Source organism: Wolbachia endosymbiont of Wiebesia pumilae (assembly GCF_017869285.1).
GTDB lineage: Bacteria > Pseudomonadota > Alphaproteobacteria > Rickettsiales > Anaplasmataceae > Wolbachia > Wolbachia pipientis.
Genome location: NZ_CP054557.1, coordinates 40448 through 59179, shown reverse-complemented (window position 1 = coordinate 59179; position 18732 = coordinate 40448). Strand labels below are relative to the sequence as shown.

The 18732-nt window shown below is 35.5% G+C and carries 16 protein-coding genes, 2 pseudogenes and 1 riboswitch; of the genes and pseudogenes, 4 read left to right on the top strand and 14 right to left on the bottom strand.

The annotated features are described in order from the left end of the window. The first annotated feature begins 24 nt into the window (after positions 1 to 24). On the top strand, positions 25 to 288 hold the full coding sequence (gene infA / locus HUB92_RS00295) for a translation initiation factor IF-1 (RefSeq protein ID WP_007550159.1): 264 nt from the start codon (positions 25 to 27) through the stop codon (positions 286 to 288). After that, positions 266 to 862, top strand: coding sequence for a Maf family nucleotide pyrophosphatase (locus HUB92_RS00290; protein ID WP_010082554.1), 597 nt, complete (start codon positions 266 to 268; stop codon positions 860 to 862). Before infA ends, HUB92_RS00290 begins: the two co-directional genes overlap by 23 nt. On the opposite strand, the gene HUB92_RS00285 is transcribed toward HUB92_RS00290, so the two are convergent. From HUB92_RS00285 to HUB92_RS00275, 3 genes are all read right to left on the bottom strand, one after another. Then, a complete protein-coding gene (locus tag HUB92_RS00285) occupies positions 854 to 3532 on the bottom strand; it encodes a hypothetical protein (protein ID WP_209472823.1) in 2679 nt (892 codons plus the stop codon). The genes HUB92_RS00290 and HUB92_RS00285 overlap by 9 nt on opposite strands. Positions 3533 to 3684: 152 nt before the next feature. Next, positions 3685 to 3843: a hypothetical protein gene (locus HUB92_RS00280; RefSeq protein WP_153296804.1), complete on the bottom strand. Its 159-nt coding sequence runs from the start codon at positions 3841 to 3843 to the stop codon at positions 3685 to 3687. A 35-nt stretch (positions 3844 to 3878) separates the two neighbouring features. Then, positions 3879 to 5222 (bottom strand): alanine:cation symporter family protein, encoded by a 1344-nt coding sequence (locus tag HUB92_RS00275; RefSeq protein ID WP_038198671.1) that lies wholly within the window; start codon positions 5220 to 5222, stop codon positions 3879 to 3881. A gap of 375 nt (positions 5223 to 5597) precedes the next feature. Between HUB92_RS00275 and HUB92_RS00270 the strand changes: the two genes are divergently transcribed. Further along, complete coding sequence (locus HUB92_RS00270) at positions 5598 to 6554, top strand: IS5 family transposase (protein WP_209472821.1); 957 nt, start codon at positions 5598 to 5600, stop codon at positions 6552 to 6554. A gap of 643 nt (positions 6555 to 7197) precedes the next feature. On the opposite strand, the gene lepA is transcribed toward HUB92_RS00270, so the two are convergent. The 5 genes and pseudogenes from lepA to HUB92_RS00245 all read right to left on the bottom strand — a co-directional run. Then, a complete protein-coding gene (gene lepA / locus HUB92_RS00265) occupies positions 7198 to 8994 on the bottom strand; it encodes a translation elongation factor 4 (RefSeq protein WP_209472819.1) in 1797 nt (598 codons plus the stop codon). Between the two features lie 75 nt (positions 8995 to 9069). Further along, on the bottom strand, positions 9070 to 10464 hold the full coding sequence (locus tag HUB92_RS00260) for a malonyl-CoA decarboxylase (protein ID WP_209472817.1): 1395 nt from the start codon (positions 10462 to 10464) through the stop codon (positions 9070 to 9072). 1247 nt (positions 10465 to 11711) lie between these two features. Beyond that, positions 11712 to 12404 carry a thiamine diphosphokinase gene (locus HUB92_RS00255; protein ID WP_209472815.1) on the bottom strand — a complete coding sequence of 231 codons (693 nt, stop codon included), beginning with the start codon at positions 12402 to 12404 and terminating at the stop codon, positions 11712 to 11714. Beyond that, entirely contained in the window at positions 12385 to 12660 is a 276-nt protein-coding gene (locus HUB92_RS00250) for an SWEET family sugar transporter (RefSeq protein ID WP_006280002.1), read from the bottom strand. Before HUB92_RS00250 ends, HUB92_RS00255 begins: the two co-directional genes overlap by 20 nt. Next, positions 12649 to 12751: riboswitch (TPP riboswitch) on the bottom strand. (Overlaps the previous gene by 12 nt.) 34 nt (positions 12752 to 12785) lie before the next feature. After that, positions 12786 to 13061, bottom strand: a pseudogene (locus HUB92_RS00245) (hypothetical protein); the annotation flags it as partial. Between the two features lie 63 nt (positions 13062 to 13124). On the opposite strand from HUB92_RS00245, the gene HUB92_RS00240 reads away from it, so the two are divergent. Continuing rightward, a protein-coding gene (locus tag HUB92_RS00240) for an IS5 family transposase (RefSeq protein ID WP_410543339.1) occupies positions 13125 to 13891 on the top strand; the annotation gives its coding sequence in 2 pieces (ribosomal slippage) (positions 13125 to 13452 and positions 13452 to 13891; 768 coding nt in all). Between the two features lie 18 nt (positions 13892 to 13909). Here the strand turns inward: HUB92_RS00240 and HUB92_RS00235 are convergent. The 6 genes and pseudogenes from HUB92_RS00235 to pgsA form a co-directional block, all read right to left on the bottom strand. Continuing rightward, positions 13910 to 14593, bottom strand: a pseudogene (locus HUB92_RS00235) (SPFH domain-containing protein); the annotation flags it as partial. Positions 14594 to 14600: 7 nt separating this feature from the next. Next, positions 14601 to 15539 carry a M23 family metallopeptidase gene (locus HUB92_RS00230; RefSeq protein ID WP_209473325.1) on the bottom strand — a complete coding sequence of 313 codons (939 nt, stop codon included), beginning with the start codon at positions 15537 to 15539 and terminating at the stop codon, positions 14601 to 14603. Between the two features lie 3 nt (positions 15540 to 15542). Continuing rightward, positions 15543 to 16277, bottom strand: coding sequence for a YebC/PmpR family DNA-binding transcriptional regulator (locus tag HUB92_RS00225; protein WP_209472813.1), 735 nt, complete (start codon positions 16275 to 16277; stop codon positions 15543 to 15545). 60 nt (positions 16278 to 16337) lie between these two features. Then, a complete protein-coding gene (gene bamD, locus HUB92_RS00220; protein ID WP_209472811.1) occupies positions 16338 to 17045 on the bottom strand; it encodes an outer membrane protein assembly factor BamD in 708 nt (235 codons plus the stop codon). A 60-nt stretch (positions 17046 to 17105) separates the two neighbouring features. Continuing rightward, complete coding sequence (locus HUB92_RS00215) at positions 17106 to 18047, bottom strand: hypothetical protein (protein WP_209472809.1); 942 nt, start codon at positions 18045 to 18047, stop codon at positions 17106 to 17108. A 120-nt stretch (positions 18048 to 18167) separates the two neighbouring features. Continuing rightward, positions 18168 to 18701 carry a CDP-diacylglycerol--glycerol-3-phosphate 3-phosphatidyltransferase gene (pgsA, locus tag HUB92_RS00210; RefSeq protein ID WP_209472807.1) on the bottom strand — a complete coding sequence of 178 codons (534 nt, stop codon included), beginning with the start codon at positions 18699 to 18701 and terminating at the stop codon, positions 18168 to 18170. Between the last annotated feature and the right edge of the window lie 31 nt (positions 18702 to 18732).

Sequence of the window (18732 nt, the reverse complement as noted above, 5' to 3'; positions counted from 1 at the left end):
GATTATTAAATTATAATATAACATATGATAAAAGACGAGAAATCGAAAACAATTTTTGAAGTGGAAGGGGCAGTAACTGCTTTACTACCTGCAGCAGAATTTAGAGTGAAACTGGACAATGAACATGAGATTATCTGTCATGTATCAGGGAAAGTGAGAAGAAGTAAAATACGCATCATTATAGGGGATAGGGTGTTAGTTGAGATGAGCATTTACGATAGGAATGCGAGAAAGGGTAGGATCATTAGAAGGCTTAAAGGTACAAGTGACAGAACGATCTCTAAATAATCTTATTCTTGCTTCATCATCGAAAAGGCGTATAGCTTTACTAAAACAAATAAACATTGAGCCAGGTTTAATTTTGCCAGCAGATATAGATGAAGCCCCTTTAAAAAAGGAACTTCCGAAGGATTACTCAATCCGTATGGCAAAAAGTAAAGCTGAGAAAATACAAAGTTTAAATCCAAATTATTTTGTGCTTGGTGTTGATACAGTTGTTGCTTGTGGTAGAAGGATATTGCTCAAAGCTGAAAACGTTGAGCAAGCAGAAAAATGTATCCGCTTGTTATCAGGAAGAAGGCATAGAGTATACACCAGTGTATGTCTATTAACTCCCGATCAATCTAAACAACATATCAGGACTGTGGTTACAATAGTGAAATTTAAACGTCTCAGTGAACAAGAAATTAAGTATTATTTAGCATCAGAAGAGTGGAAAAATAGGGCGGGGGGATGCAATATACAAGGCCTAGCTGGAGTGTTCGTATTGTTCTTACGCGGCTCCTACTCTTCCGTTATAGGGTTACCATTACATGAAACCTATTGTTTGCTAAGCAATTATTTTAACTTCAATTTATATTGAAATACCTTTATTAGTATCTTTTTTTTGTTGTGACTCAGCAACCTGTTTAGCCCAATCTAGTGGTCTTTTATTTCTGTTAGCTAATGCAATTCTATTGCGATCATAACCATCAGTGTGTTCTGTTAAAGTATCTCCTCTTTCTTCTTCTATTACTCCAGCTTTCAGTTGTGCTTCATCTTTCTCTAGTAATTTATATAGTTCGCTATTTTTATCTACAGTTGGATTAGTGTCATTATTTTCTCGTTCTGCCACTGTTTTTTCTAACCACTTACGTATAGGGTCATATTGTTTACCTTCTCCTATCTTTTCTAAAATGTTTTCTGAGAATGAATCTTTAGGAATATTTTCTTTAGTAGCCTGTTGTGCCGGTTCTCTTAACCCTTTATCCGGGTTTCCCAATGCTCCTTTTAACTCACTCGTATCTCCGATTTCTTTTGGTTCAATGTTTTCTAAGCTCTTCTTTAACTGTTCAGGATTTACTTGAGATTGTTCATTATTGTCATGAGTTGGAGATGAATAGCCCGAATCGTTTGCTTTTATGTCTGTTGAGCTGTCTTTTAGCAACCCAACTTCTCTCAAGCGTTTTTTAGTTTCTTCGCTAATCTGACTCTGATCAGCTGGTTTTAACCCGAGATTTTCTTGACCTAATGTATTTTTAAGTTCTTCAAATAGAGTTAGATTACTTTGTCTAATATGTTCTTCTAATTTCCTTCCTACCTGTTTTAAATCTGTTTGAGATTTACTATCACTATTAGTTGGAGATATATAGCCTGAATCACTTATACTATTTGGTGTTGAAGCAGAGACACTAATAGTTGGACCTTCCACTATTTTTACATCTGCTAAATCGTCTTTTTGCAATCCATCTTCTTTATCTTGTGACAGTTTATCAGTAGGATCAACTTGCCTTAATCCTCTATTATCCTGCTGTGATCTATCTCTGATTTCTTTAAGAAGATTTTCAGGTGGAGTTTGATCACTTTGTTCAATGTTCTCTAAGCTCTTCTTTAACTGTTCAGGATTTACTTGAGATTGTTCATTATTGTCATGAGTTGGAGATGAATAGCCCGAGTCACTTTTATTATTGAGTGCTGTAGCAGAGAGCGGCTGTTCACTTTCTTTCCACTTAGCATCACTAGCATCTTGGTTATCACTGTTATCTGGAGAAGATGAATAAGGAATTATGTCCTTTAATGTCTCTAACGGTGATGGGTTATTTTTTCTACTTCCTGCAATTGATGCTTTTCTATCATCAACATCAATGTGCCGTAAGTTGTTTTTCTTGAAATTTCTGATGTCTTGTAACAGATCGCCTTTGCTATTTCCTTCTTGTTGCTGGGTTTTAGGTTGTTGCTGATCATTAGGTGTTTGCTCACTTCTATCTGGTTTTTGGCTTCCAGGTACAGCATGTCCAAATGTAGGATTGTCATACCGTTCATCTTCTTGCCTATTATCTTGATTGTGGCTTACAGACTTGGTGAAAGTAGAACTATCTGAAGAATCAGAAGTTGCACCTTTTTGCTGATTATTAGGTGTTTGCTCATTTTCGCGCAAGTCATCTGGTTTTTGGCTTCCAGATTTGGCTCCCCCTTGCTCATCGAAAACACCTTTTTTAGGTGGTAGTGAACTAGTTCTAGGTGGAAGTGGCGGAGGAGTTTTTTTGTTCTGAGGATTCTCCTCAAAAAGCGATTGTAGGTTATAAACTTGACCTCCCGAATTTGCTTCTCGTGCTGCTTGTCTAAGCTCACGCTTTTCTTTAGCCTCCTGAGAATTAATTTTATCGTCAAAATCTTTTCCAATTCCGCTATCGTAAGACTGCCTTCTGCTGTTAGATTGTAGTCCAAAATGTGAATGGTGGTCTTCTTTTTTTTGAGTTATATCAGTAGCTTGAACGCTAACACCTCTATTAACATCAATTCTTGTTGTAGTTTCAGATGATAGCTCGTTACTGTCTTTATTATGTTGCATCTCATTCGCTTTTCCTTGTCCTTTCTCCCTGAATTGTATTTCATGCAAGAATAAACCACCTATTTTTACATCTCTGTTTACTTCTAACCGTTCTAGAGAAAAATCATCACCTTTAACAAGGTCTACACCGTTAGCATCAATCTTAATTTTGATCTTACATTCCTTCCCCTCCGCATACCACTTTAAAGTCATTTCATATGAACCATCAGTTACGACATAATGTCTTATTTTTTTCCCTTCTTCCTCGGCAACAAAACCATGCATTCCGCTCTTTCCATCACTATGCAATGTTGAAAATCCCGAGATTTCATTCTTCTCACAAAAATCACTGTTTAAAAATTCGCTGATTTTAAACTCTTTTTTGTTATTTCCCAGCGTAATACTTGCGTGATTACCGTATATTGAAACTCCTGCAACATCATCAACATACTCTTTCAACCTTTCTTTAACTTCACTTTCAAGGTCTTGTCCAGCTTTTTTTGTCTTGTCGCATTTCTGAAGAATAACTCCATATGCTTTATCTTTGTTTTCTTCTTCGTCCCAATTCCAGTTGGCGTGTTTTGTTAAAAACTTTACTGTGTTAAAATCAACTCTAGCATTATAAATTGGGTCGTCTTCCTTTTTTATTTTATCAAATAAAGGAAAAATTTCTTGAATGCGCTCATTATAAATGTGTTCTTGTTGTGTATCGTTAGTGCCCATATATCCCTCACTAATAACCCTCTGCCTTTAGTTCTAGCTAATACTAGCTAATATAATTATCACAAGCATTGGTTGAATTTTTATTAAGGAAGGTTGTGTTACTAATGTGATGACACAAGCTATTTTATGGTAACATCAAACGATTTAAGTTGTCATTCCAGTCTGGAATCCAGCCTTTCACGAACCCCATCAAAAATGTTGTGTTTTAACATAAGATTAGCTACTTTTATGCTCACTAACTTAGTGCCAATCAAGATTCCTGGATCCCAGTGTCTGGGCACTGGGATGACATCCTTCTTGGCGGAAATCACTCTTATATCACAACAGCTGCATAGCCTAAATTGCTTTAGCTATAGCTCTGTTTTTGCAACTTCAAATATCTGCTACTCATAGTAAACACTTCTGGATCTTGAGAGGTTAGCTTGAGTATAGCGAGTATGTTGATAAATAACAAAGCAGCAATCGAGATATCAGCAACATCCCATAGCAACCGGACTTTACCTATCGCACCAAGCGGAATGATCATGGTAAAAATTACAATCCAGATTTTAGTGTATTTATTATCCATAGACACATAGCGTATTGTCTGTTTTGAGCAAAAAAACCAAGTAAAAATAGTAGTAAAGGCAAAACAAAACATTATGGCCATAATTAAATAGTCAATATAGGGCCAATTCATAGCTTTTCTAAAAGCAAATATGCACATGTTAGTACTCTCTAAATCAGTGACCCAAGAATCTGTGACAAGCAGTACCATTGTTGTAATAAACACTATGAATGCAACTATAAAAGGCGATATTATTGTGATTAGGCTCTGTTCAATAATAAATTTATTATTATTTTTCTTAGGAACAATTGAAGAATGTACGATTCCTTCGAGGCCAAGCCCTATATCTGTTGCAAAAATACCTCGCAAAGTTCCAACTTGAATAATAGTCAACATTTCTAAAATCAAACCTAGAGATAAACCAGAGTTAAAGCTACTAGTTGTAAAAAAACTGCTTGTTATTAGTTTTAGAGAAGGAAGAATATTTTCACTAAATTTAAATAATATGATACCGCAAAGTGTGAGGTAACTTACCGTCATTATCGGTATCATAGCCGATATAAAAATTTTAATTTTTTTTAAGCTGAGAGCTGCAACAACAAAAAATATTATGGCCATTACAATGCCACCAACAACTACAGGCACATCTATCATATTAAGTGGTATTGATAGAGAATTTACCTGAACAAGGTTACCAACTGTTATTGAAACCATCATCATGATAACTAGAAAGACAATTGTGGCCTTCCTAGAGTTAAAAGCATCAGTCATGTAGGCTACAGGGCCACCTATAAACCGTTCGTTCTTTTCCTTTCTGGTTTTTATACTTAGATAACAAGTGACATATTTTATCACAGAAGTGATAACAATAATTATTGCCATCCATAAAATAGAGCCCGGTCCTCCGGTTTTTAGAGCAACAGCAGTTCCTGAAATATTTCCTACTCCTAAATTTCCCCCTAAAATTGTAAACAGAGCGGCTATAGAAGAAAATTTATTTTCTCCTTTTTTAGCTCCAAGGAGTGAAAGGGCGTATGGTAATCTAAATACCTGTAGCCATTTTAGTTTAATCGATAGGTAAACACCAGCAACTAGCATGAGTAATATTGTTGGCAGTAATAAAACAAACTTTACTGTATCCATCTGTAAAAGTGAGATTTTTATTTGAGTATACAACAAAAATTGAAAATACCTAACCTATTTTCTATGTATGACTTCGTTTCCGTCATTCTAGAAACCTTTTCTTGTCATCCAAGTAGCGTGACACATAACTGTACGAACATTGTAATATGGTACAATGTTAAGACGATGTCATTCCAGTGCTTGACACTGGAATCCAGCTTTTAATGCAACCCCTCACCAAAAATATTGTGTTTTAACATAAGGTTAGCTACTTTTATACTCACCAACTTAGTGTCCAATCTGGATCCCAGTGAGCTTTGTTGCATAGCAGCAGAAAAATTAGTGATTACTGACAAAATTCATTATAAATAGCGATTTAACTATTGAAGAAAAAATATGCCACAAAAAATGAGGGTCAGTAACCATAGCGAATATAACAAATTTCTAGAAAAAAGAGGAAATATTTTTCATTATATCAACGAAGCCATAGAAAAGTGGTACGAGAATGGTCCAAAAATACCAGGTGGCAACAATATTTATAGCAATAAAGTTGTAATTTTGGTGCACATAATAGCTTGTTTATTTAGAATAGGCCTGAGGCAAACAGTTGGGTTTATAGCAGGATACCTTGAGCAAATTGGGAAAAATTTGCAAGTTATCAGCTATTCACAATCATCAAGAAGGTTTAAGAAACTCAATATTAAGATCAATGATTGCAGAATTGATAAAAATAATATGGAAGATATCGAAATTGCTATAGACAGTACAGGAATTAGTATATACAACAACACTCCTGGTCATAGCAAAGAAAATAGCGAAGATAGAAAGTATCGCAGCTATGAACAGACAAGAAAATTGCATGTAATGTTGAATACAAACAGCAAAAAAGCCATAGCTGTAAAATACAGTAACGGTGTCTACTCTGATCACTATGGAGCTTGTGATTTGCTAAAAGAAGTCGATTTTCAGTATGTCATAAAAGTACTATATGCAGATAGGGCATATGACAGAGAAAAGCTCTATAAGCTGTGTAATCAATATGGTATAAAAACGAAAATTCCTCCGAAAAACAACGCAACAGAGCATCCAAAGTTAGACTATATGGCTGAGAGAAATTCTGCAGTCAAGCTCATAAAGTCATATGATGAAGATGGTATAAAGAAGTGGAAAAAAGAGATGAGTTATGGAAAAAGATCTTATATAGAAGGTTTTTTCTCGCGATTAAAAAAGACATTTGGATTTAGTTTTAGGAACAAATCTGAAATGAATCGTGAGAGGGAACTGCTACTCAAATGTTATTTGCTTAACAAATTTACTGAAATAGGCATGGCTAAATTTGAGATAGCTTCATAAATTTATTGTGCGTTACCTACTATCCGAAGAGCGATGCAACAAAGCCATCCCAGTGTCAAGCACTGGGATGACAGCAGTCCTACGTCATACCGCCGCGGTATCTCAGCCGCTAACAAGTAGCGGGATGACGGTTGTCGTTTAGCCATAAACATTAAGAAATTTACCAAATAAAAAAAAGGCAAAAGAAGCCCCGTGGTTGGCTAATTACTTACATTATACTTTCAAGTATGGCGTTTTTTTATTCTAAATGCTTAATAACCGCGATTCAGTTGCTTTTAAACCGCAACTAATCTAAATTAGAAACATTAAGAAATTTACTAAACAGAAAAAAAGGCAAAAGAAACCCTAGGGTAGCTAGTTATTCACTATCCATTTTTTAAGTTGGCGTTTTTTTATGTTTTAAACGCTTTATAAGCGCGTTTCAGCTTATGTAGGTAGAAGTTTGATAAAGACATAAGGTGCACATAGTGCAAAAAATTAAACATGAGACGCCAGATACGTGAGTTTTTTTGTCATTTAATCTGTACAGAGAAGATAAATAAATAGCTTCACTTTCATGATAAGGGGGCTGGCAGAGTTTGTCAAGTAAGTTTTTTCGTTTCTAACGGTTGTTGCCAAAAACTATACAAGAAGTCTTTTAAGATCAATCACTTATCTTCAAGGCTTGAATAAAAGCATTCTGTGGAATATTTACGTTCCCTATAGAATGTAACCTTTTTTTACCCTTCTTTTGCTTTTCAAGTAGTTTCATTCTTCGCGTTACATCCCCACCATAGAGTTTAGCTGTTACATCTTTTCTGTATGGGTTAATCGTTTCTCTGGCAATGATTTTTCCGCCCACTGCCGCTTGAATCGCGATTTTATATTGCTGACGTGGTATTAAATCCTTCAAGCGTGCACATATTTCACGCCCCCTTTTTTCTGCCCTACTTTTGTGAACGATACAAGCCAGTGCATCTACGGGCTCTCCATTAATTAAAAAGCTTAATTTATCTATTTGGCTTACCAGATAGCTGGAAATTTCCCAATCCAAACTTGCATATCCTTTGGAAATTGATTTTAATCGATCATAAAAGTCAAAAACAACTTCAGACAGTGGTAATTTATATCTTAACAATGCTGTTGTTGTGTTACCAATGCAAGATAAATCCTCCTGTTCTCCCCTCCTTTCTTCACATAGAGATAGAATATCACCTAAGTATTGATCAGGGACCATTATGGTTGCGGTAATCCACGGCTCTTCTACCATTTCAATCTTTGTTGGATCTGGCATATCACTTGGGTTATGAATATTCAAAACTTCACCACTTCGTGTTGTAACCCTATATATAACACTCGGTGCAGTTGCTGTTAGGTCTAAATCAAACTCTCTTTCGAGTCTTTCTTGAATAACTTCAAGATGCAACATTCCCAAAAAACCACAACGAAATCCATAGCCTAGTGCATTTGAAGTTTCAGCCTCGAAAGTAAAACTTGCATCATTTAAATGTAACTTTTCTAGAGCTTCTCTTAGATATTTAAAATCATCCGTTTTATGAGGAAAAATGCTACAAAATACCACAGGATGAACTTCTTTAAATCCAGGAAGTGCTTCACTACAAGGTCTCTTTTCCTCAGTGATAGTGTCCCCTACCTTGCAGTCTGCTACTTCCTTCATTGAAGCAGTTATAAAACCAACTTCACCCGCTGAAAGTTCACCCGTCATCACTTTTTTAGGGGTGAAAATACCGATATTATCTATCTGGTATGTAGCATTATTAGACATCATAACAATTCTCATGCCTTTTTTTAGCACTCCATTTTTAACTCGCACTAAAATTACTACTCCTAAGTAAGTGTCATACCAACTATCAACCAAAATTGCTTGCAATGGAGCATTTACATCACCTTGAGGAGCTGGAAGTTTTGCTACTATTGCTTCCAGTACATCTTTTATTCCAAGTCCAGTTTTTGCTGATATTAAAACTGACTCACTTGCATCAATACCGATTATTTCCTCAACCTGGAGTTTTACCTTTTCTGGATCTGCAGCAGGAAGATCAACTTTATTGAGCACAACTATTATTTCATGGTTGTTGTCAATAGCTTTATATACATTTGCAAGGGTTTGTGCTTCAACGCCCTGGCTACTATCTACCACTAAAAGTGAACCTTCACATGCGGCTAAGCTTCGGCTTACCTCGTAAGAAAAGTCAACGTGACCTGGGGTGTCCATGAGATTTAGGCAATATTGATTACCGTCGTTTGCCGTATAATTGAGTTTTACCGTCTGTGCCTTAATTGTAATCCCACGTTCGCGTTCTATATCCATTGAATCGAGTATTTGATTGATCATTTCTCTTGCTTCAAGGCCGTTACATTCCTCTATTAAACGGTCAGCAAGCGTTGACTTACCGTGGTCTATATGCGCTATTATTGCAAAATTTCTTATGTTGTTCATTTATGGCTATTTTACTTAAGTAGAACCATTTTACATTTTAAGTGTTGTGAGGGCAATCCTTTATTAAGAGACTATTTACTCCTTCAACATAGACGACACTTTTTTCGAGCAGGAAATCACTTTATTAACCATATAGTTTTCATGATTATTATCTATTTTAGGCAACTCATATAGATAATTTACCATCATCCCGGCTGACTGACTAATACCCTTTTCAGAAGTATCCGCCATCCAGTTTAATTGTTTTATTGATGCGCCATTGCTTAAATGAAAATGCGCCACCGGGTCATAAGTATTTCCATTACTATTATTCACTTTTAGTAAATAATATGCACATAGTTTAAGCATGTATTGTTTAGTTTCATTTGTACATTCAACATTAGTTTTTAATTGCTCTGCACTTTCTAAAATTTCTGCACTAGATTGTTTTATATTTAGTTTGCCCAATAAAGTGACATCTTGGTTTAGATTGTTTTTTAGCCATTTCGTAAAGCCAGGTATTGGAGAAAGAGTTGCATATGTTTTTATACTTTTAAACTCCTGTGATAGCTTTTCTACAACCCTTTTGATCAAAAAATTACCAAGGCTGATTCCAGATAACCCTGCTTGAGTGTTTGATATTGAATAGAATATAGCAGTGCTTGCATTACTCGGATCATTTGAAGGTACTGACTCATCTAAAAGGTGTTGAATGCTATCTGCAATCTTATCCACCAATGCAACCTCTACAAAAATTAGAGGTTCGTTTGGTATCTTGTAATGAAAAAAAGCAAAACAGAGACCCAGCCTGTTTTTTAAGTCATCCCAAGAGGAAATTTTATGCACAGCTTCATATTTTATAAGTTTTTCTAGCAATGATGCAGGTGAATCCCAGGTGATTTGACGAAGATCAAGTAGATCAACATCAACCCAAGTATAGAGTATATTTTTTAATTCGCTTTCTAGTGGATTCAAGCTTCTATATTGGTTCTTTAGCTTAAGCACGTCAGAACGCATATCAACAATAAACTTAAGGCCTTCTGGTAAAGAAATAAATTGTTTCAATATTTTAGAACGCGGTGATTCAAGAATTTTTATTAAATCCTGTTCAAATTTATAGTTTAACTCGGGATCTTGGTTTTTCTTATACTCTCTAATTTTCTCATCTATTTCCGCTTTATTCGGATTAAATTTTTCTGCCAGGGTTTGTAGAAATTTTATTTTACCTTTCTCTGATAAGCTCAAGTACAGGTTACCAAGAGATACAGCGTTCTTACGTGCTGAAACCTCCCCTCCCTTTGGGTTTAAGCACTCGTTCATCTTCAAGACTAAACTATCGATATCGCGACTGTTGCTTAAATCAGGACTGATGTTACCAATCCACGATCTTACAGCATCTGCCACTCCACCTAGTATTTTAAAAAAGCTTCTTACCGCCTTTTTGTCTTCAACTTTCACTATATCAGTTTTTACCAATGATTCTTTTGTCATAGATTCCCTTTATTATACATAGCTAATGCAAGTCAGGGTCATACCGCCGCGATATCTCTAGATCCCGCTAACAAGCAGCGGGATGACGGTTGTCGGTAAACCCAAGTTATTTTAGCTACATATAGCTTAAGTTAAAGGAAAATTTTAGCTACATAGCAGGCACTATTACTGAATTATTAATAATTCAGTAATACAATAGACTTCTTGCACTACCTCCCAAGCCACAACTGTCATTCAGTAGAAACGAAAAAACTTGCTTGACAAACTCCGCCAGCCCACTTATCATGAAACTGAAGCTATTGTATTTGCTTTCGCCAATCTGCAGATTAAAAGGTAAGGATTACTTAATGTATCGGCGTCTTATGTTCAATTTTTTGCAGTATATAGATACTGTATGTCTTTACAAAACTTCATCTACATCTAGATTTTTATCTAAATAAGCTGAACGCGCTTATAAAGCGTTACAAGACATCAAAAAATGCCAATACTCGACAGAGATAGTAAAAGACTAGCTAACTCGGGGATTCTTTGTCTTTTTTTCTGCTTAGTAAATTTCTTAAACATTTGCAGCGTAGGTTAGTTGCAATTAAAAGCGGCTGAATCTCGCTTGTCAAGCGTTTAAAACATAAAAAACGCCAATATTTTAAAGCGGATAATAACCTCAGGGCTTCTTTTGCCTTTTTTTTCATTTGGTAAATTTCTTAATGTTTGTGGCTGAACGACAACCGTCATCCCGCTACTTGTTAGCGGGATCTCTTGTTAGCGGCTGAGATACCGCGAATGAATCGCGGTATGACGTAGGACTGCTGTCATTCCAGCGCGTGACGCTGGAATCCAGCCTTTCACGCAATCCCATCAAGAACGTTGTATTTTACATAACACTTTTATGCTTACCAACTTAATAAAATTCCTGGATCCCAGTGTCTGGGCACTGGGATGACAGGCTAGCCTGACAACCGTCATCCCTGTAAAGATCAAGTATCCCACTACGTGTTAGCAGCCAAGAGATACCGCGAATGAATCGCGGTATGACGGTCTGTGGCGGTATGACGGTTCGTGGCGGTATGACGGTTAAGCAATTCGTCATCCCGCTGCTTGTTAGCGGCTAAGAGATACCGCGGCGGTATGACGTAGGACTGCTGTCATTCAAGTAGCTGAAACTGGAATGACACGTCATAAAGGAACCAGTGTCAGCTACTTGGATGATACCTTTTTTCTACTTAGTTTGGGTTATGCAAGAAGTCTATTTACTTCTTAACTTGACGCACATGATGTCTTGCAGCATCATCTACTGTCTCTAAATAAATCATTGCTAGACATATACCACTGTGTACTTCTACGGATACCTTATTGCCTAAACTTCGATTAAAGCAAGAATTTTTTCCCGGAAAAGCAAGATTACTAAGGTGCAGTTCCCATTTTAATCCTTTAGTTGATATTTGAGCTCTCGGTATACCAAGTAAAGATATTTTAGTATTTTTTGGCAAAGAAAAAAAATGGGTAATACCTTTTTGTAAAGTGTAACCTACCATGGGAGGTGAAGGTGTGTAAAAGATACTGCCCGTACTTAGAAAAATGTTAATATTCTGTAGTATGTGATCAATTGCTCCTCCAGTAATACCCGTTACTATTGATGGCAATAACTTTACTGTTTTTAAGTGAGCCATTACTTTAGAAAAGTCGCAATAATCTTGATCAGGTAGATATATCGTATTCAAATTAGCACGTAAATCCAGATTTACGCTATCCAAATCTCCTACTACAAGATCAGGTTTTACGCCAATTGATAGAAGCTTGTTTGCTCCTCCATCTACAGCAATAATAGGTATATCTCGTTTAAAAAACGATGAGCTCGGTATTTTTCCATTTAGCACTACAATAGAACGATATTGTTGTTGTGTACTGCGGTGCAGCACATGATCATGGTGCAGGTTTTGCATCGTAGTAACATTTTTGAATAATTGATATTATGCTAATCACTAATCCAGCAATATTGCTAAGCACCACAAAAATTGAGCTCTGGTAAAGACCATAGCCAATCCAAGACAATGAACAAATAAGATAGTTTACTAACATTAACATCGATACATCACGAGTAACTTTAGTGATATATGCTTTATATACTTGAGGTGATAATCCAATTAGAGATGCAATTAACGCAATGAAGCCGAAGCATTCTTCAATATTTATATACATACATTTTCCTACGCTTGCTTTAACAATATCAGGTTCAAAGGGTTGTACTTTATGTACTCTCAGCTTTTCTAGAGCACCCCTAATGCGTGTAATTTATAACATCATTTAGTCTATTAATCAAGAAATTAATAGTGACTTGCATTTATGAAACCCAATCGGCTTCTATGCGAATTATTATCTAAACTAATCGTCGGTTGTGCATCTTGCTCAGAGATTAGGGCAACCAACAAATTATTTATCAATTGAACCTTTTGCTTGCCATCTAATTGTAAGCTTTTGTTTTTTTCAAAATGAGCTATTACTTCCTCGACAATTCCTATTGCATTTTGCACTATATGCCTTCTTGCCGAAGTGATAGCATGTGCTTGTTGACGCCTTAACATTGCTTGTGCAATCTCAGAGCCTGTCTTGAAAAGAAATGAGAAAGAGAATATGATGAGATAAGTAAAAAATAGTAGGTAAAAATGTATCCAAGTGATATAAGTGACAAAGAATGGGAAATTTTGGAGCCAAGTGTTGCACAAGGTGCAGTAGGACGGCCAAGAAAGCACAATATTAGAACAATTATTAATGCAATAAGATACATAATGAAAGGTGGTTGCCAGTGGAGAATGCTGCCAAAAGATTTTCCGCCATGGAAAACGGTGTATGATTATTTTCTCAGGTGGCGTAATAGTGGCAAATTGGAAGAAATACACGATATGTTAGTAAAAAAGGTAAGAAAAATGGTTGGCAAAAATGAAATACCTTCGGTAGGAATAATTGACAGTCAATCAGTGAAAACCACTCAAAAAGGGGATCCAGAGGATATGATGCTGGCAAGAAAATAAAGGGTAGAAAACGTCACATCATTGTGGATACAATAGGCCTAATTATTACAGCTGATGTTCATAGTGCAGGCATTCAAGATCGTGATGGTGCTCTAAATCTTTTTACTCAAGCTAAACGAAAAGCTTCAACGCTACAAAGGTTTCTCGCTGATCAGGGATATATTGGTAAATTGCAAAATTACTGTTTATTGAAAACAGGATGTTTATTGACGATTACTAAAAAAGCAGCTGATGCTGTAGGATTTCAAGTTATTCCTAAACGGTGGATTGTTGAAAGAACTTTTGCTTGGCTTTCCAATTTTAGACGTATGAGCAAGGATTATGAGCATTCTCCTCTTACTTCAAAAACTAATATCTCCTTTAATATGATTACTATTATGCTTGCTAAATTAGCTGCTTAGTTCCTTTCAAGACAGGTTCTCAGACGAATACGCCAAATGCGATATTCTTGCTTCTGTAATCTCAATTCCTGCAATATCTAATCTTTGTTGTAACATTGACCGCAATTCATCTGAAATTTTATCAGAATTTTTACGTAAAGACTCCTCATCGCTTTCGCTATCATACGGATAATTGCTCGCCAATTCTCTAATTACCGAGTCACTTTGTACAAAAACAAATTCGTGATAGTTGTTAACATTATAATACGCCTTTGCAGGACTGCTCACTCTCCAAACAATTACTGCAGAAATCTCTATTGGACTTCCATTTGCATCATTCACTTTTATTTTTTCTGTGTTGATATTTTGAAATTTTAGAGAAATGACATGTTTGTTTGTAAATGGGATTGTGATAAACATTCCTGGTTTAAAATAAGTTCCAATATAATGACCAAAAAATTCTATCACTCTTGCTTCATTAGGATGATTGATAAAAAACCCTGTAGGTAAAATTATGAATAGGATCACGAATAGGATCACAAATGGGATTATTAATACTAAAGCAGTACCATCCATTGAAACCAGGCTATTGTGTATTAAAGCCAGAGTATCATACATCGCAAGTAGTGATAACGGTATTGCCATTAGTATTACCGCTAGTATTAATGCAGGAAAAAACCGAATTTGACTCAAATTTCTATCGTTTATCGTATTCTTATCCATATTGTCTTTAAACTTCTTTTTCACTTGAACCCTCTCTGTTGATCGTTTTATTTATCTTATTTACAAATAGTTTAAACTCTCTTAATTCATGATCAGGCAATTTTACTTTAGTTTTATGTGCTATCGTAAGCGGATCAATGTGTTTGCCATTATATATAACTTCGTAATGTAAATGGGGTCCTGTTGCAACACCAGTGCTACCAACATAAGCGATGATCTGCCCCTGCTTTACTTTAGAGCCTAACTTTATATCGCCACTAAATCTACTTATATGCGCGTAACAGGTTGAATATTCATTTTTGTGTTTTATTTTGATGTAATTTCCATAGCCACCATTCTTTCCTATATATTCTATCACACCCTCTGCAGCAGCGTATATGGGAGTGCCAAGTTTAGCTGCATAATCCACTCCTTTGTGAAAAGCAATTTTACCGCGAACAGGATGCTTTCTATTGCCAAATTTTGAGGATATGCGATAATCTCCATTTAAAGGATTTGCAAAAATTTCGCCATTTTTTAAGCTTATTCCTTCTTTATTAAAATACCTTTCTTTGCCGTCTTGCGATTTATAATGATATAAACTAATAGCTTTCTTGTTTATTGTCAGTGAAGCATATAAAATTTTTTCTTCAGTCTTCTGATTATTAGGCAATCTCTCAAAAAGAACCTCCAATTTACTCTTCGGCACAATGTCTTTTTTAAAATCAATACCGAAATCTTTATATATGTTGATCAATTTCACCACTGTATTTGGCGCCAACCCTTCCGTGGCAAAAAAGGAAGATTTTATGGTACTGGATATGAATAACAACTTTCTATCACTTTCTGTCGTCAAAGTAGCTTTTTTTTTTCTGATTCCATGCTGGAATGGCTGTGCAAGATCTGTTGATGTTTCAGCGGTATATAACGGTAAGATAAAGAGCAGCATAAATACAATCAGCTTCATCATTTAAACAGCATCAACAAAAGTAAAATTACCTTCCACATACTGTACATCATCATTATCTTCTAATTCTTCAACCAATGCAGATAATTTATCAATCAACTCTTTATCGCTAATTTCAATCAGATCTTTTGGCTGCCATGAAAGACGAGCAAGTTCTGGTTCTCCGAATTTTGCATAAAAGGCATCGCGTACTTTACCAAAATCTTTTATTTCACAAGTTATAACGTGTAATCCTTCTTTGTCATTTTCCTCAACATTCAATACTTCTAATTCGATTCCATGACTGAATAAATCATCAAAATTCACACCCTCTGCTTTATAGACGATTAAGCCTACATGATCGAAAAGGTAACTAACACTTCCTGTTTCTCCTAAATTTCCACCTTTACGAGAAAAGATATAACGTACCTCAGAAGCAGTACGGTTGCGGTTATTAGTCAAGGCATGGACAATGAGTGCAGTACCAGAAGGCCCATGACCTTCATATTGTATTTCCTCGTAATTTTCTCCAGCAACGTTACCAGTTGCATTTTTTATTGCTGTTTCTATTTTATCTTTTGGTAGATTTTCCTTGCGTGCAGCAAATATAGCAGAGCGAAGGCGCGGGTTGAGTTCGGGTAGCCCTTGCTTTGCAGCAACTGCTATTTCTCTAATCAGCTTCGTAAATTTTTGAGAGCGCTTTGCATCCTGAGCACCTTTCCGGTGTTTTATATTTGAAAATTGTGAATGACCAGCCATATTCAAATAGTTAAAAATCTAAATTATATATAAAAGCATAGAAAAAGCTAAAGCAAATTTTCAAGCCTCCGGCTTGGCATCTTGCAGGTTTTCTGCTAATAACATACTTTCATACTGCTCAGCTTCTAAGTCAAGGCCAATAGCTGAATGGGCTGCTATTAAATAGTTAATAGATTTAGAAAAATATTTAGAATCCTTATAGCTTGCCATATTCTGGAAACGCTTAATTGCTGCTAAATATTCACCACGCCTCAGGTAAAATTTACCGATAGAATACTCTTTTGTTGATATATGTTCTGTGATTAATTTTGCTCTTTCCTTTATCTCGTCTACATATTCGCTGCCTGGAAAGAGATTAATGTACTCAGTGGCTAGCTCTAAAGTTTTATATGCAGTTTGCTGTCCAAGTTGCACTTTATTAATTTGCATGTAATAAGATAATACTCTTAAGTAGTATACATATGGTAAATCTTCACCATTTGAATAAACATATATATAATCATCCATATCACTTGTAGCACTGCTATAGTTACCCATATTATAGTGAGAGACCCCAGATAATAATTTTGCTTTCATTGCCCAATAAGAAAAAGGATACAAATCCTCTATCTTATGAAATGCCCTAATAGCTTGTTTATATTTTTTCTGGTCAAAAAGTTCAACTGCTTCTTCATATAGTTCAGTTTCAGTTTTTTCAAGATCATCCGCATACGATTGTGTAAAGGAGCAAATTAGGAAAATAAAGCACGTGATTAAAGTCTTATACATAAGATTTTTTTCGATCAAAATAAAGTATAGACCTAAATATTACTTAAATAAATAAATTTCTTAGGCAACAGCCGGTCCTTCTTCTTTATAACTACGGTCAGAACTACCTGCATTTCTTGATTCACCTCGTCCTTCCACTTTTGGATCTTTCAGCGTCTTACTGTAGGAATGTATAGTTAAGACCTGTACAGCCATAAAAATTGCAATACCTACCAAGCCTAAAGTAGGTCCAACAGCAGGATTTAAGGACGATGCTAATGCTATTAACATTATCCTTCTTATTAAAAATACAGAAGAACCAGCAAGCGCCAATCCGGCTACAGATATATTGCTAGTTTTCTTGCTAGATTTCTCATCAAGATCAGACTTTTCTGTTTCCTTTTTCTTATTTTTTTCATGCTTATCAATATAAGAAACAAGAGTTGCAAGAAAAGCAATTGCATTGGCAAGAAATAAAATTGCATCCTCTGCTGCTTCAAGTGAAGATGTTTCACCCATTATCATACCTACAATAACCAGTGCAGTTGTTATAGCCTCAATATAGATCAAACACTGACCTATATCAGAAATATTGTGCTCTTTTTCCTTTACTTCCTCTCCATTTTCAATAATCTCCAACTCTCGTTCTTTTTGTGCTATCTTCCTATTATTGTAAATTAAATATAGCGTACAAATAAGAGATAAGACTGTAAAAGGTAATATAGTGTGGCTTAGCGCGCCACTTATCACGCCAAGTAATACCTGATCGCTATATGTTTTTTCCAGTTCAATCGCCATCAGCAATGTAAATGGGACCATTGTTGCCAATGATGCACATTTTCTATATAGCTCTCTTTTTTTTAGTGCTAATAGTTCTTGTTCTAGCCTTTCTCTTTTGACTTCTTTATCAACTGTTGGCCAAAAATCCCAAAAAAACTCTTCTAATGGTTCAAAATCTCTTTTTTTCTTATTCTTTCCTGGAACCTTTTTAGTAGAAGAAAATTTGCCACTAGGTATTTTCATAATATTAACCTAATGAGTAGTAAGTTAATACAATTATACACCTTTTTGCTTTCTGAGTCAATATCACTAAGATATTAACTACTCTTGTCTATTAACTATTTCCTAGGAGATTTAATCAATCTATTTGATGCCGGCTAGGATATAATTATAGCCTGACCACATAGTTATAATAGCTGCAACCCATAAACAAATCGCACTTGTATATTGAATCATATAATAATCGTTCATTATTAGCGCTACTACAGCAACCATCTGCAAAAATGTTTTAATTTTTCCAGCTTTGCTTACAGGTAGACTAACATTTGTAGCTATCAGAAACTCCCGTAAACCCGAGACTAATATCTCCCGACAGATGATGATAATCGATGGTACTATTGTAAAATCATTTATCTTATGCTTATAAACTAGCATAATTATCGTTGAAACCACTATTAATTTGTCAGCAATTGGATCAAATAGCTTGCCAAACTTTGATTGGACTTTCCACGCACGCGCCAGGTAACCATCAAAAAAATCCGTAATGCACGCAAACACAAAGATTGATATTGTTATCAGGCCTGCATATTTATTTTCTATATAAAAACTTAATATTATTGCTGGTATTGCAAGTGCACGAGAAATTGTAAGCAAATTAGGCACGTTTTTTTTAAGCATGTAATATCATCTTACGTAATAGGTAAACTTA